General features: G+C 62.9%; 11 protein-coding genes. 2 read left to right on the forward strand and 9 right to left on the reverse strand.

The genetic code is table 11. The features are described 5' to 3' along the window. Positions 1-224 precede the first annotated feature (224 nt). The 3 genes from istB to LMA02_RS22725 form a co-directional block, all read right to left on the reverse strand. A complete protein-coding gene (istB, locus tag LMA02_RS22715) occupies positions 225-1,022 on the reverse strand; it encodes an IS21-like element helper ATPase IstB (RefSeq protein WP_060091270.1) in 798 nt (265 codons plus the stop codon). Next, complete coding sequence (istA, locus tag LMA02_RS22720; protein WP_416378690.1) at positions 1,015-2,493, reverse strand: IS21 family transposase; 1,479 nt, start codon at positions 2,491-2,493, stop codon at positions 1,015-1,017. The genes istB and istA overlap by 8 nt, the downstream gene beginning before the upstream one ends. Positions 2,494-2,628: 135 nt before the next feature. Then, on the reverse strand, positions 2,629-2,889 hold the full coding sequence (locus LMA02_RS22725) for a hypothetical protein (protein WP_228909904.1): 261 nt from the start codon (positions 2,887-2,889) through the stop codon (positions 2,629-2,631). Positions 2,890-3,547: 658 nt separating this feature from the next. Here LMA02_RS22725 and LMA02_RS22730 point away from each other — a divergent pair. Continuing rightward, a complete protein-coding gene (locus tag LMA02_RS22730; RefSeq protein ID WP_267478991.1) occupies positions 3,548-4,615 on the forward strand; it encodes a pilus assembly protein TadG-related protein in 1,068 nt (355 codons plus the stop codon). A 183-nt stretch (positions 4,616-4,798) separates the two neighbouring features. Here LMA02_RS22730 and LMA02_RS22735 read toward each other — a convergent pair whose 3' ends face one another. The 6 genes from LMA02_RS22735 to LMA02_RS22760 form a co-directional block, all read right to left on the reverse strand. Next, the gene (locus tag LMA02_RS22735) at positions 4,799-6,220 is read right to left on the reverse strand and encodes a sigma-54 dependent transcriptional regulator (protein ID WP_228909905.1); all 1,422 of its coding nucleotides are present in this window, start codon (positions 6,218-6,220) and stop codon (positions 4,799-4,801) included. A gap of 28 nt (positions 6,221-6,248) precedes the next feature. Further along, the gene (locus tag LMA02_RS22740; RefSeq protein ID WP_228909906.1) at positions 6,249-6,833 is read right to left on the reverse strand and encodes a hypothetical protein; all 585 of its coding nucleotides are present in this window, start codon (positions 6,831-6,833) and stop codon (positions 6,249-6,251) included. A 155-nt stretch (positions 6,834-6,988) separates the two neighbouring features. Beyond that, positions 6,989-8,506 (reverse strand): chemotaxis protein CheA, encoded by a 1,518-nt coding sequence (locus LMA02_RS22745; RefSeq protein WP_228909907.1) that lies wholly within the window; start codon positions 8,504-8,506, stop codon positions 6,989-6,991. Positions 8,507-8,550: 44 nt separating this feature from the next. Further along, positions 8,551-8,832, reverse strand: coding sequence for a hypothetical protein (locus LMA02_RS22750; protein ID WP_228908136.1), 282 nt, complete (start codon positions 8,830-8,832; stop codon positions 8,551-8,553). Between the two features lie 76 nt (positions 8,833-8,908). After that, positions 8,909-9,499, reverse strand: a complete 591-nt coding sequence (locus tag LMA02_RS22755; RefSeq protein WP_228908137.1) for a hypothetical protein — start codon at positions 9,497-9,499, stop codon at positions 8,909-8,911. 111 nt (positions 9,500-9,610) lie between these two features. Next, a complete protein-coding gene (locus LMA02_RS22760; RefSeq protein WP_228908138.1) occupies positions 9,611-9,937 on the reverse strand; it encodes a hypothetical protein in 327 nt (108 codons plus the stop codon). A gap of 1,641 nt (positions 9,938-11,578) precedes the next feature. On the opposite strand from LMA02_RS22760, the gene LMA02_RS22765 reads away from it, so the two are divergent. After that, positions 11,579-13,057 carry a sensor domain-containing diguanylate cyclase gene (locus tag LMA02_RS22765; RefSeq protein WP_228909908.1) on the forward strand — a complete coding sequence of 493 codons (1,479 nt, stop codon included), beginning with the start codon at positions 11,579-11,581 and terminating at the stop codon, positions 13,055-13,057. Positions 13,058-13,390: the final 333 nt, after the last annotated feature.

Raw genomic sequence — 13,390 nt, forward strand, 5'->3', positions numbered from 1 at the left:
TATCCGGTCCCAATACCACTCGAACCTACCCCTTCGCACTTGTCCGGGTTGTTGCTCATCTCTGCCTGTATGTACTTTCCACTGTCCCCCACCGCGAGATCGATATGCAGGCAAGCAAATGCCACGACATTCTGAAACGTCTTCGCCGTAAGTGTTGATTTCCACCGAGTCTTAACCCACCGATTTCATCTAAATCTGACCCACCCCGAGACAGCGTAGTACATCTATTCCGGTGTGGATAACTCTTCGTTACCCGCTGGTTTTGCTGCTCTCTTTCTTGTCGTCTTCGCCTTGGCAGAACTGGTCCTGAAGCGCCACGATTCATTGCCCGTTTCAACGATGTGGCAGTGATGGGTGACGCGGTCCAGCAGCGCTGTCGTCATCTTTGCATCCCCGAACACGCTCGCCCACTCGCCGAAGCTGAGATTGGTCGTGATCGCGACGCTCGTGTGCTCGTAAAGCTTTGAGAGCAGATGGAACAGCAATGCACCGCCGGTCTGGCTGAACGGCAGATAGCCCAGCTCATCGAGAATCACCAGATCGACGTACATCAGCTTGTGGGCGATCTGGCCTTGTTTGCCGATGGACTTCTCCTGCTCCAGGGCGTTGGTCAGCTCGACGGTCGAGAAGTAGCGCACACGCTTGCCGTGGCGCTGTACGGCTTCGATTCCGATCGCTGAGGCGAGGTGCGTCTTGCCAGTGCCCGGACCACCGATGAACACGACGTTGTGCGCGCTTTCGAGGAACGACAGCTCGCTCAGTTCGCGCACCAGCGCTTCGTCGACGTGTGCCTGCGCGAAGTCGAAGCCCTTCAGGTCGCGGTGGGCCGGGAAGCGCGCAGCGGTCATTTGATAGGCGATCGAGCGCACCTGCCGTTCGGCGGTTTCAGCCATCAACAGCTGCTTCATGAAGCGCTCCGGCTCGAAGTCAGTGTGGCGCGACTGCGCGAGCAGCTCCGGCCACGTGCTCGCCATGCCGTGCAGTTTAAGACCCTTGAGCTGGGCCGCGATATCGTTAGACATGACGATCCTTCGGTGGGTTGGCGCGCAGCGTCTCGTAACGGCTCACGTCGGCCGCGGGCTCTTCCTTGAGCTGGAGTTTCGTCGTGGCGAGGCTGCCATTCGTGACGGGCGCCTTCAGCCGGCTCAGCACGTTCAGGACGTGCTCTGCGCTGGGGCGTCCTGAATCCAGCGCAGCCTGTACGGCGAGCAGCACCGCATCGAGCCCGTGTTCGCGCACCGCAGCGAGCACCTGCGTCATGACGCGATCGCCGCCCGGGTGTTTCAGCAGATGCCGCTGCAGCAGTTGCAGCGGCTGCGGCATCGTGATGAACGGCGCGCCGTTGCGCAGTGCGCCGGGTTTGCGCTCGACCAACGTGACGTAGTGGCGCCAATCGTAGAAGGTCATGTGCCGCTCGAAGCTGCGTTCGTGGCGTGCGATCTCCTGGGCGTTGGCGACGACGCTGAGATATGCCGGATAGCAGCGCACGCTCACCAGCTGGTTCGTGTACTCGGTGGGCACGCTGTAGCGGTTGCGCTGGAAGTGAATCAGGCTGGTCGACGAGACTCGCAGGGTCTGCTCGATGTAGCCGTCAAACGGCCGTGGATTGGGCATCAGCCGGGTACGCTCGTCCTGCAGCACATCCTCGACCGTCAGCTCAGGCCACTGCGAGTGCCGCATGTGCCACGCCTCACGACACTGACCAGCGACCCATTCGTTCAGGATCTCCAGCGTTTCCCAGCGCCGTAGCGCTGCTTCGTGCCAGATCTGACGTCGCCGGTCCTGAACGTTCTTCTCGACGATGCCTTTCTCCCAGCCTGCAGCCCGGTTGCAGAACTCCGGCTCGAACAGGTAGTGACTGCACATCGCTTCGAAGCGCGCGTTGACCGCACGCTCCTTGCCGCGGCCAACCTTGTCCACGGCGGTCTTCATGTTGTCGTAGATGCCGCGCCGCGGCACGCCGCCGAACGCGGCGAACGCGCGGGCGTGCGCATCGAACAGCATCTCGTGACTCTGTGTGGGATAGGCGACGAGCCAGAACGCGCGGCTGGAGTTAAGTTTGACGTGGGCGACCTCCAGGCGTCGCCGCAGCCCGCCAATAAAAGCGTATTCGCAGCTCCAGTCAAACTGGAAGGCTTCGCCGGGTTCGAAGGTGAGCGGCACGAAGGCCTGCCTGCGAGGCGCCTCAGCCTGCTCCTCGTGCCAACGCCTCACGAACGCGCTCACCCGGCCGTAGCTGCCGGCGTAACCCTCGGCGCGGATCGCCTCGAACATGAACCGGGCGGTGCGCCGGTCACGCTTCGGGCGATGACTGTCGGCACGCAGCCAACCTGTCAGCTGTGCGGCCCAGTCGTCGATGACGCTCGGGCTGACGCGCTTCGGATACTTCGGCTCGACGGCATCAGTCTGCCGCAGCCAGCGGCGCACCGTGTTTCGGGACAGGCCCGTACGCCGCGCAATCTCGCGCAACGGGACCTTCTCGCGGAAATACATCCGCCTGATCTTGGCCAATATACCCACCGTGATCACCTTTGTATCCCCTGCTCAAAGATTGAGCAGGGCATTCAATCACGTGGGTCAAAATTCGATGAAAATTTCCAGCTCTAGTGGGTCAGTTCTGCGCGGACATCAACACACATGTAACGAGAGCGCCATCAACGACGTGCCCGGCGGCGGTACGGGGGAAACGGCCGGCACTGTCGATGGCACGGTGACGACAGGGACAAATGCCTGCGCTTCACTCACCGGAGCACGACGCGTTGGTCCTGGGATGTCGATCGATACGCCGTCTATCACCAGCGGGTCCGGTCTCGTTGGTGTTTGCAGTGTCTGCTGCTGATGGCGCGAGATCCAGCGGCGCAACTGGTTCGGATTGACGTCATGGTCCATCGCCGCCCGGGCGATCGATACCGGGCTTCAAGCAAAACTCGACCAGCTCCCGCACGGCATTTATCAAATTCCCGCCGGCCATCCCGTCTGCGGCCAACCACCAGTCTGCTTCGAAGGTCTTGTTTCTCTGTCATCTCGGTCTGAGTGCATGTGTCCACGCGGACACTTAGCATCTGACCTTCTGCCTACCATTGGTAGGGCGTCGCTTATTGACGGCTTACGTCATGCCGTCCGCGATAGGGCGATTGCTTCTTACCGATGCTGAGCAGCTGCCGCCCGCTGCTCCACTTTTCACCTTGTCTCTCGAAGGCCGCGAACGGACGGCTAAACGGCGCAGCCACCTGCGATGTCTACAGGGAGATTGGACCGGGATTACGACGGGATAATGGCAAGTTCACCAGCCTGAGGCCCTCGCTCTCGACACGACCGTGGAATGCATACAGCCTGCGCGTGCCGTTGAGCTCCCGCTTAAAGTCGTTTCGCCAAACCAGCAAGTTGCCAAACGAATCGGTTCAATGCTGCGCCGGGCCGATTGAAACCGACTGCGATATCACCTATACACTAGACAATTGGAATTTCTTCAACCCACATCCGGCGGAGGCTGGATGAGTCGGTATTGCTCTGCCAACGCAAGCATGGACGATGAGGGCAACGATTGATGGAACGTACTGAAGATCTCGCTCGGCGTGCACTTGTCCAAGACAAGAGCCGAGGGACATGCGAGCGGGAACGTGGTTCCATCGTATTGTTTTTCCTGCTGTTCTTGATTCCGCTACTGATGTTCGGCGCGCTCGCGATCGACGTCGCATGGGTGGCGACGGTTCGCAATCAATTGCAGAACGCCGCCGACGCGGCTGCGCTCGCCGGAGCATCCGCGTTGACGTCGTCCGGCGCAACGACGCTGAATTGGTCGCAGGCGTCAACCGCGGCGCATAACGCGGTCGCGCTGAATTCAGCGGCGGGCACAAGGTTATCAACCGGCACAGTCACGGCAGGTTACTGGAACCTAACACGCAGCCCGTATGGGATGCAGGCGACGACAATCGCACCTGGAACCTACGACGCACCAGGCGTGCAAGTCACCGTTTCGCGCACGACGAATGTGAACGGCGGAAATATTCCGTTGTTGCTGGGCAACCTCTTGGGAATTCCGTCCACTTCCGGCAGCGCTACCGCGGTCGCCGTCTTAACGTCGCCTGGGTCGATTGGCGCCGGCGGAGTGTTTCTAGTGGCGTTGGACCAGTGCATCTATAACCAGTACTGGAATTCGGCGATTAACCAGCCGCTTATTAATCCGTTGACGAATCTCCCGTACGAAATCTTCATTACCAACGGGCAGACATATGGATCATCATGCTCGGCTGGCACCTGGACATCATTCCTCACCAACGCGAACGACGTGCCGACGATCAGCGGTCTGATGCAGACGGGCAATCCGACGCAACTTAGCGTCGGCGACGAGATCTACCTCGATTCGGGTTCGAAGGCGGCGCTCTACAGTTCGGTGCCTGTAGGCGCGACAGTAGTATTGCCCGTGGTGACGCAGAGTTCCAGCAAATCCTACGTGTCGATTGTCGCATTTGCGGCATTTGCGATAGACGCATCCGTCGGAGGCAGCGACAAATACATCATGGGACACTTTGTCACCGGCTACAAAGTGCGCGCGACAGTCAGCGGGGTCGGACCGTATTACGGCGTTTATAGCTCGCCGAAGCTCGCCTTGTGATCATAAATTTTTGACAGTGCCCGACCGCATTCGAGATTACCCATTGCAACGAGAAACGCATGAATTTCGAGCTTGCTACTTTCCCCGGGGTAAAAATACCGGTGGCCCTACGCAAGCATGAAGTCTCTGCGTTGACAGTTGGTGCGGCCCGTCGGGCGCCAGCGGGGAGTTCCACTCCTCGTGTCATTTGTGCAGCCCGTGCGCAATCATCAGGCGGTACAGCGTCGCACGCGAAATGCCCAGCTCCGCTGCGGCGTCCGTATGTCGGTGTCGATGCCGCAGCAGCGCTTCCTCAATGGTGCGCCGCTCGGCCTGCCGGCGCGCTTCGACCAGCGTCGACGGCCGTTGCACCGTGTATGGGTGCAGTTCGAGATCGGCGGCCGAGATCATTGGACCGTTCGTCATTACGATCGCGAACCGGATCCGGTTGATCAGCTCGCGTACATTGCCAGGCCACGCATAGTTGTGGATCGCCTCGACCGCGCACGGCGTGAAGCCGCGGATCCGCTGCGAACTGTCGCCGCGATAGCGCCGCAGCACGTGGTCGGCGAGCAGCATGATGTCGCGGCCGCGCACGCGCAGCGGCGGCTCGTCGATGCGCAGCACACACAGGCGGTAGTACAGGTCGGCGCGGAACCGCCCCGCCTGCATCGCGGCCTCGAGATCGACGTGGGTCGCCGACACGATCCGCACGTCGACCGGAATCGACTCGTGCCCGCCGAGCCGCTCGATCTTGCCTTCCTGCAGGAACCGCAACAGACTCGCCTGGCTCTCGAACGGCATGTCGCCGATTTCATCGAGAAATAGCGTGCCGCCGTGCGCGGCCTCGATGCGGCCGATCTTGCGTTGGTGCGCGCCCGTGAACGCACCGCGCTCGTGACCGAACAGTTCGGCCTGCAGCAACGTCGACGGGAGGGCCGCGCAATTCACCGCGACGAACGGCGCATCGGCGCGCGCCGACTGCTGGTGGAGCGCCGCCGCTGTCAGTTCCTTGCCGGTGCCCGATTCGCCGGCGATGAACACCGTGGTATCCGTGTTCGCGACCTTGCGGATCGTCGCGAACAGCCGCCGCATTGCGTCGCACGAACCAATCATCGTGCCGCCGGGCAGCGCCGCATCCGCGCCCAAGGCACCTTCCGCGAGCCTCTGCATCCCGTACGCATGGCCGACGAGATAGCCGATCGTCGTGTAGGCGGTCGCATTGCGCACGTAATCGAAGCAACAATCGCGGATCAGGTGCGCGATGGAAATGTCGCGCAGCCGCTCGTCGGCGGCGAGCGCAACCCAGCCGACGCATGGGTCGCGCAGCAGCGCCTCGAGCGACGCGGCCTCGTCCGACGCGAAGCTGCCGAAATCGACGATGCCCGCATGCGGGCGATTCGCCTTGACGAGATTCAGTGCGTCCGCAACGGTTTTCGCGCACCGCACGTCCCAGCCCCTCGACGCGAGACAGTCGGCGAGCGCGGCATCGTGCCGCTGCGACAGGTAAACTAGCGGCCGCGATGGCACGACATGGTGGTGCGGGACGGTCACGAACGGCGGTGCGCCCGAGTCCCGTTCGGCATCTTGCGAGTCTAAAAGTCTGATCGGGCAGCAATAGTTCACGATGACCTCACCGCGTAGGAACGTTTCGTTATCTGCAGAAAACGACGCGCTGTGTGTAGATCTGCGGCTCGATGACCGGCTTCACTGACCGGTTGAGATCGTCGCGATAGGCGTGGTAGGTCTTGCCGTTCACCGTCACGTCCGTCGCGCGGGCCGTCTCGACCTTGTCGAGCCCGTTGCGTTGCCACTCGTTCACCCGGTCCGCCGCCGACATGCTCGACTCGCCGGCGATCTTCTGCGTGATCGCGCTGCCGTCGCGCCACGGCTTCGTCTGCATGTCCTCGGCGTGCTGCGTTGCGCCTTTCGTCTTGCCGGCCGGCGCCGGCCCGTTCTGCGCCTCGAACGGCGCGCCGCGGCCGTACACCGGCGATTGCCACGATGGCGCGTGGCCTTGCTCGGGCATCATGAAAATCATCTGCGGGTCGCTGACCATCATCATCGGCGTGCAGGCCGTGTTGTCGGCGCGACCGAGGGTCGTCAGCGCCTGCTGGACGCTCACGGCGTTCGCGGCAGTTTGCTCGTTCAGAATGACAAAGACCGTGGGATTCTGGAAAACCGACTGCGCAGCGGCTTGCACGCTGACCAGCAGCAAAGCGACCAAAAAGATCCTCATGATTGAGGCCTCCTTGTATCCTCGTCAGGCAAAAAGAGGTGTTGGCCTCGGGGATGGGACCAACACCCGTCAAACATGGAACGTTCGTTGCACGTTGGGTCCGAGTAGCTCCGCGCAATCTGCGTACCAATCGCGTGGGAACCGGACCCAATCCGTCACGACGACGTGCTCGTCGAGATAGCGACCGGTGCCGGTGTGACCGGTAAAGCCGGCGCGGCCTGCTGGTCCGCCGGGGCCGGCGGCAGATCCTTTGCCGGATCGGACAAGGCCGGCATGTCGGCGGAGGGGGCAGGGGCAGCTGCGGATTCGGCCGCGTCCGGCACCGTTACGTCGGCGGCCGGCATGTCGGCTGCAGCAGGCTGCGCGGCTTCCGGTGCGGGTGCTTCGACGGCGGCCTGCAGAGCCGGTTCGACGGCCTTCGCATCGGTTGCCGGCGCGGGCATCGCAGCGTCCACTGCCTGCGGCGCGGCGTCGGTTGCGGCCGGCGCGGCTTGCGCGCTGTCCGCCGCCTTTGCATCGGCCGCGGGCATCGCGACGACGGCAGCGGCCGGCGTCGGGTCGGCCGCCGGCGCGGCAGCCGCCTGCGCTGCGTTGTCGGTCGCGGCCGGCATCGGCTCGGGCGCCTTGTCGGCGACGGGCTGCACGGGCTCCGGTGCCTTGTTAGCCACCACCGGTGCGGCCTCGGGGGCCTTGTCGGCGACAGCCGGTGCGGCGATGACGGCTGCCATCGCGGCGGCCGGTACGACCGAGGCTGCGGATGGGGCTGCGACAGCCGGTGCAGCGGTAACCGCAGGTACGGCGGCGGCCGGTGCAGCAGCTGCCGGTGCGGCGGCAACCGGCGCGATCGCCGGCACGGGCACCGAGATGGGCGCAGCCTGCACCGCAGTCGTCGTCACCGGGTGGGCCTGCGCCGGCGCCGGCGCGGCTGCGTCGAGCGGCGGCAGGCCCATGCGGTTGCGCACGATCGGGTCGCGATACTTCACGTCGTCGGCCACGGTCGCTTCGACGGAAGGCGCCACGTTCGAGCGCGCGAGCGGCGCGGTCGTGCCCGGGCACAGGTGGCCGGTCGCTTCCACCGCGCGCCGGTTCGCATCGCTCTGGCAGAGCAGCGCGAGCGCCACGTCGGTCAGCCCCATCGCGCGGAATTCGCGCGCATCGAGACGGCGCACGCACGCCTGGTCGACCAGCGTCGTGCCGCCCGTCATGCCGAACCCCGGGAACGACATGCCGATGCTCACCGACCCCATGCAGGTGTCGGACAGCGTGGTCGTCAGACCGGGCGCCTGGATGGCCGGATTCGTCTTGATCGTCTGGGTACCCGAATAGTTGACGTTTTCCGCCGCCTGGGTGTTGTACGGGCTGGTGCCGGGCGTGCCGGCCGCGAGCGAGCTCGTGCTCTGCGGCGTCACGCTCGAGCCGCCACTCGTGGAAGACGGCATCGTCAGGTTGACCTGGACGCTCGAATTGCCGCTGCCCCGAATCCCGCTGCTGCTCGTGGCATTGCCGCCAGTCGTGGTGTTGGTGTTCATGCTCGCCCCGCCCCCGAGGCTGACTGCCGTCGACGATGTGGACGACTGCGCACTTGAAGTCGAGTCGGCTGTCTGCGCTTGGGCACCCATCGTGGCCATCGCGAACATCGCCGCGCATGCCACCTTGATCTTGTTGCTGTTCATTTCATTCTCCGGACGAGGTTTGACCTCCCACCCAGGCAACCGTGCTACTTCCCCTGAATTCCTTCAGATTTGCCTGCTTCCCCGAACTGCTTCCAGCCGCTACCCAGCTGGGACCACGAGCCGCCCGACATACCCGGCCATTGCGGCCCCCCTGGCGCACCGATGGCACTGCCCGACGAAAGCGCTTGTTGTTGTGACGGTTTGGTTGCCTGGTCAGGGTTGTTTGACGTCTGCAAATTCGATTGCACGTCGTCGGCAGCACGGTCAGCGCCATATGCCGTCAGAGACGCGAGCATCAGAGCGGCGGCAATCAGTTTCTGCTTCATGCCAACTCCTTACGGTGACAACAAGGCGATGAAAGAGACCAGCGTCGCTGGGAAACTGGTCCCCCCAGCACCCGAATCAAGGACTGCCGGCGGTCGCACCGGAGCTGCCCTGACTGCCGCCCGATGCGGACGGCGATCCGGCCGGACCGGTACCCCATACAGTCGACGTGTTGTAGTGGTTCGAGCCCGCAACCGTTCCCGACCAGCCACTGCCCGTCATCCCTGCGGCACCCGCGTTGGCAACGCCGCCGTCGTTCGCCCCGGTTGCCGTGTAGTGGTTCGCGCCCAGTACGATCGTGGCGGTCACCCCTCCCGACAGCGCATTGGCGTTCTCGCTCGTATTGCCGGTTCCACCGAACGAGCCTGCGGCACCGATACCGCCGCCTGCCGCGAACGCGCCCCCGTTCGAGCCCAAGCCGCTGGCCGTCGAAGTCGAGTCGTGATAGGCGGTTGCCGTGCCGGTGGATCCAGCGGGTGTCACGGTACTTCCCGCGTTTGCGCCCGCTACCGAAGTCGAGTTGCTCGTATAGCTGCCGGTGCCGACCAACACCGAACCCGAGACACCTGTTGCAACGGATTGCGTCTGGTTGAAGGTCGACGGTCCGGACGCCAGGACGGCCGACGACAGAACGGTGAGCGCTGTCGCTAAAAAGACGTTGGCTTTCATAGCAATTCCTTGCTGTGAGGAAGTTCGGTGGCGAGGGCGCCGGGCCCGCCCTCGCGGGACGAAACCCGGCATCCGTGCCACCACTCCATGACGACCGCTATGCGCCGCGGCTTAGTAGTGATACATCGTCCAGCCGGTCGAGCCGGCAGTCGCGCCGCTCGAGCCGCCGGCTTGTGCGCCGCCAAAGCCGAAACCGCTCACCGTCGACGTGTTGACGTGGTTCGTGTACGAGATCGAGCTGCTCGCACCGCCACCCGCCGTTGCACCGGCTGCGCCGAGTGCCGCGCCAGAGTCCATGGCCGTGAATGACCCGTTCCCGGCAACACCGGCCATCGTCTGGCCGCCGCTCGACGACATGCTGGACGAAACCGTGCCGCTCGCTGCAAACGCTGCACTCGAAACCACCATCACTGCTGCTGCAATCAGAAGCTTCTTCATGGTCGACTCCATAACGGCGTGGACGGAACAAGCAAGGAAAGCTGCACGCCTTCAACTTCCCTGCCTTGAGCAATCCTCATAAATAAGGATCACTATCTAATTACAAAGAATCGATTCTCGCGAATCCGACACCCGGTAATTTTTGGCCAGTCGAAGTTTAGGTTCGTATTTTTTAGTTTTCCGAACTTTTTTATAAACGTTTTCGATAAGGCTTATCGATTTTCAACTACCAGAAAAAAATTGCGTCACGCACCCGAAAACAGGAATTCACCGTTCCGGATTAGTCGCTTTCGAAACTCGCTCACGCGGCATGCCGGCACACGGCGTCCGCTTCAGCAATCGAAAATGCGCGAATAGTGTTATCCACCGAAAATGCAGTGCCATTGAAACCGTGCGCGTCATCGCGGCGATTACGGGCCTGCATGACAGTCAGGTGGCATCGTTTCTCCCTGAGCTACCGATCGAATATCTTCCCGGCAATCCAGCCGACGGTCGTTTGAATTAGTCCAGCCGGCGCCGGTGTTTTTCCGGCGCGATCGAGATGGCCCTGCACGGTCGAAGATGAATCGGCGTCAAGCTGTCCGGCACGAACAGCCTGGTCCATCCGGGGGAACGGAACGAAGATGAAGAGGGGCGCCGTTGTGGGCCGGTCGTCATGCGCAACGACAGGTTCGCCAGCGCGTGCAACGCGCGGAAGCCGGGAAACGGGCAGCGACGAACCCGCGAGGCTGGCACTGCATCGCGAGTCGTACTACACCCTGTCCGACTACCCCAAGGGTGCGCAAGGAATGCGCGAATCAAGCTGCTGCTTGTGGTCTTCATCACTGTTTCCCCGACTGCTTATTGACGAGTTGACCGCCCCCCATCTTCGATGCATCTGGTCGACCGCTCGCCGGTGTAACCCATATCGCAAGCGGCATGCCATGCGTGATTCCACCGATGGTTGCGCGTCGCATGCCGTCCGCTGCGCCAGGATCTGTCGCCGGGAATCGCATCTTTTGTTTCAGGAATGTATCGAGATTTCGATCCAACGCGGGCCACGATCGGTGAAGGTCGCGGCGCCAATATTGCGCAGCGACCGACGCAGTCGGCTGGCAGATCGTTGCCGAGCGAGCGTGCGAGCGCGTAACTCAGACTTCCCATGCGGGCCGTCGCACAGGCCGCGCGACGCCCGCCGCCTGGCGCCCGAGCAACCCGCCGCGGCCGTTCCGGCCTCCCGATCCTGCCGGGACGGAATCGAACGGCGTGCGATCTGAGTCCGACAAGCCCGGCGCTCGCTCGGTGACGCGAATGGGGCACGGTTCTGCCTCGATAACGCAGCGAGGTTGATTCAATCGTGAAACGGTCGAGGGCTGAGCCTCGGTCGAGGGCGGCGGGACCGCATCGGGCATCATTCGCGAGAAACAACCCGTCAGTGATCGCGGGGCGCCAGGCGGCCGCCTGCGTCGGCGGGATGAGGGTCAGGCCGATGCTCGTCCCATCCAAGCTCGTCAATATCCGTCGGGGTTGACATAGATCAAACGGCAAGCCCCCCGACTACGGGTCTACCGTGCTTGTGCCGCAGCCCGCGGGTTTTTAGTATGCTGAAAGCCCAACACACACTATCGGCGTCCTTGCGCCAGTCTGCCAACGAGGAACCGGATGCAACCGCGCTCGTCCGCGCCCCACATTGTCGTGCTCATCGGCATTTTGATCGCCTGTGCGTTGATGGGGCTTTGTGTACTGCAGTTGTTCCAGAGTCGGCACGATGCTCTCGACCGCGCGCGCGAGACGTCGCGGAACTTGACGCTCATCGCTGAACGCGACATTGCCCGCAATTTCGAGCTTTACAACTTGTCGTTGGAAGCGGTGATCGAGGGGCTTCAACGGCCAGACGTGATGGCCGCCTCCCCGGCGTTACGACGCGGCGTGCTGTTCGATCATGCGATGACCGCCCAATTTCTCGGCTCCATGCTCGTCCTCGATGCGCACGGCAATATCGTTCTGGATTCCCAGAACGATGTGCCGCGGCAAGGTAATTTCGCGGATCGAAAGTATTTCACGATCCATCGTGACAGCAGTGATGTCGGGCTGTATATCAGCGATCCCTTCGAATCGCGCCTGCGCGGCGGCACGCCCAGCATCGCGCTGACGCGTCGGATCTCCAACCCGGATGGCTCGTTCGGCGGGATCGCGCTAATCGCGATCAACCTGGAGTATTTCCATAAGCTGTTTGCCGGCCTGGCGTTGGGGCCGCATGGATCGATCTCGTTGATTGGTACGGATGGCGTGATGGTCATGCGTCAGCCGTTCAACACGCGCACCATCGGGCGCAATATCAGTCAGGCCGCCACGTTCCGGAGGTTCAAGACTGCCCCGGAAGGGTCTTTCCTGGAAACCTCGACCATCGACGGCGTGCGGCGCCTCTACTACTTCAAAACACTACCGAACCTGCCGATGGTCATTATGGTCGCTGAGGCTGAGCAAGACATTTATGCCGCGTGGCGTCGTCGAGCTTTGTCCATCGGCGCTCTGGTCGTGACGTTCGGTGTGGCCTTCATCATCCTTTCCCTGCTGCTTGGGAGCCAGCTGCGACGCCGGATGCGGGCGGAATCCGAACTGATCCTACTCGCCCGCACCGATGGTCTGACTGGGCTGAACAACCGCCGCAGCTTTGGGGAGGTGCTCGATCAGGAATGGCGCAGGGCCTGCCGAGCCCGCTCGGTCGTTTCCTTGTTGTTCGTCGATGTCGACCGATTCAAGGCCTATAACGACACCTATGGTCACCAGGCCGGAGACGATGCGCTCGCCGCGGTCGCGCGATGCATCGGCGAGAACATTCGCCGGCCGACGGATGTGGCCGCCCGGTATGGCGGCGAAGAATTCGTGGTGTTGCTGCCCGATACAACGGAGACGGGTGCCGCACAAATTGCCGAGAAGATTCGTGTCGCCATCAACGCGTTGGGCCTCGAACACGCGGGCAGCGAGTTTGGACGCGTGACCGCAAGCATTGGCCTGGCGAGCTGGACACCGGAAGACGATGGTGAGGCGGGTGCGATCATCAAGGCGGCCGATGAAGCGTTGTATTACGCGAAAGCAACAGGACGAAACAAAATCGCCACCGTCGGTCCCGTCGCCTGACGCCGCACATGAAGATGCGGGCCGCTCGTTCCGCATCGATCGCGAGGATACCGCGCCATTCGTTGGCATCAACTCCAACTGGGATCGCGCGATGCGACGGCGACCGGGGCGACGACGTTGCCCATGGGACAACGCGGCCGCACGCATCGAGTGCGTGGATGTCATCTGCCGCGATGCCGTATTCCCAGCTGTCGTAGTCCCAGCGATCGAGATTCATGCGTCCTTGTTCAAGCGCGGGGGCGACCGAGGGAGGCGCGCAGGGTCGCGAGTCGCGCGATCACGGCTTCACGCACGAGACCATTGCGCTTGCCCCCGGCGCGTATCCAACGCGTG

The sequence above is a fragment of the Burkholderia sp. B21-005 genome, assembly GCF_020843965.1.
Classification (GTDB): Bacteria; Pseudomonadota; Gammaproteobacteria; order Burkholderiales; family Burkholderiaceae; genus Burkholderia; species Burkholderia ambifaria.

What these genes read in the sequence shown, in the direction of transcription:
- LMA02_RS22725 (WP_228909904.1), bottom strand. Translation starts at nt 2,889, where the DNA reads ATGGACCATGACGTCAATCCGAACCAGTTGCGCCGCTGGATCTCGCGC.
- LMA02_RS22760 (WP_228908138.1), bottom strand. Translation starts at nt 9,937, where the DNA reads ATGAAGAAGCTTCTGATTGCAGCAGCAGTGATGGTGGTTTCGAGTGCA.
- LMA02_RS22750 (WP_228908136.1), bottom strand. Translation starts at nt 8,832, where the DNA reads ATGAAGCAGAAACTGATTGCCGCCGCTCTGATGCTCGCGTCTCTGACG.
- istB (WP_060091270.1), bottom strand. Translation starts at nt 1,022, where the DNA reads ATGTCTAACGATATCGCGGCCCAGCTCAAGGGTCTTAAACTGCACGGC.
- LMA02_RS22745 (WP_228909907.1), bottom strand. Translation starts at nt 8,506, where the DNA reads ATGAACAGCAACAAGATCAAGGTGGCATGCGCGGCGATGTTCGCGATG.
- LMA02_RS22755 (WP_228908137.1), bottom strand. Translation starts at nt 9,499, where the DNA reads ATGAAAGCCAACGTCTTTTTAGCGACAGCGCTCACCGTTCTGTCGTCG.
- LMA02_RS22765 (WP_228909908.1), top strand. Translation starts at nt 11,579, where the DNA reads ATGCAACCGCGCTCGTCCGCGCCCCACATTGTCGTGCTCATCGGCATT.
- LMA02_RS22740 (WP_228909906.1), bottom strand. Translation starts at nt 6,833, where the DNA reads ATGAGGATCTTTTTGGTCGCTTTGCTGCTGGTCAGCGTGCAAGCCGCT.
- istA (WP_416378690.1), bottom strand. Translation starts at nt 2,493, where the DNA reads ATGTATTTCCGCGAGAAGGTCCCGTTGCGCGAGATTGCGCGGCGTACG.
- LMA02_RS22730 (WP_267478991.1), top strand. Translation starts at nt 3,548, where the DNA reads ATGGAACGTACTGAAGATCTCGCTCGGCGTGCACTTGTCCAAGACAAG.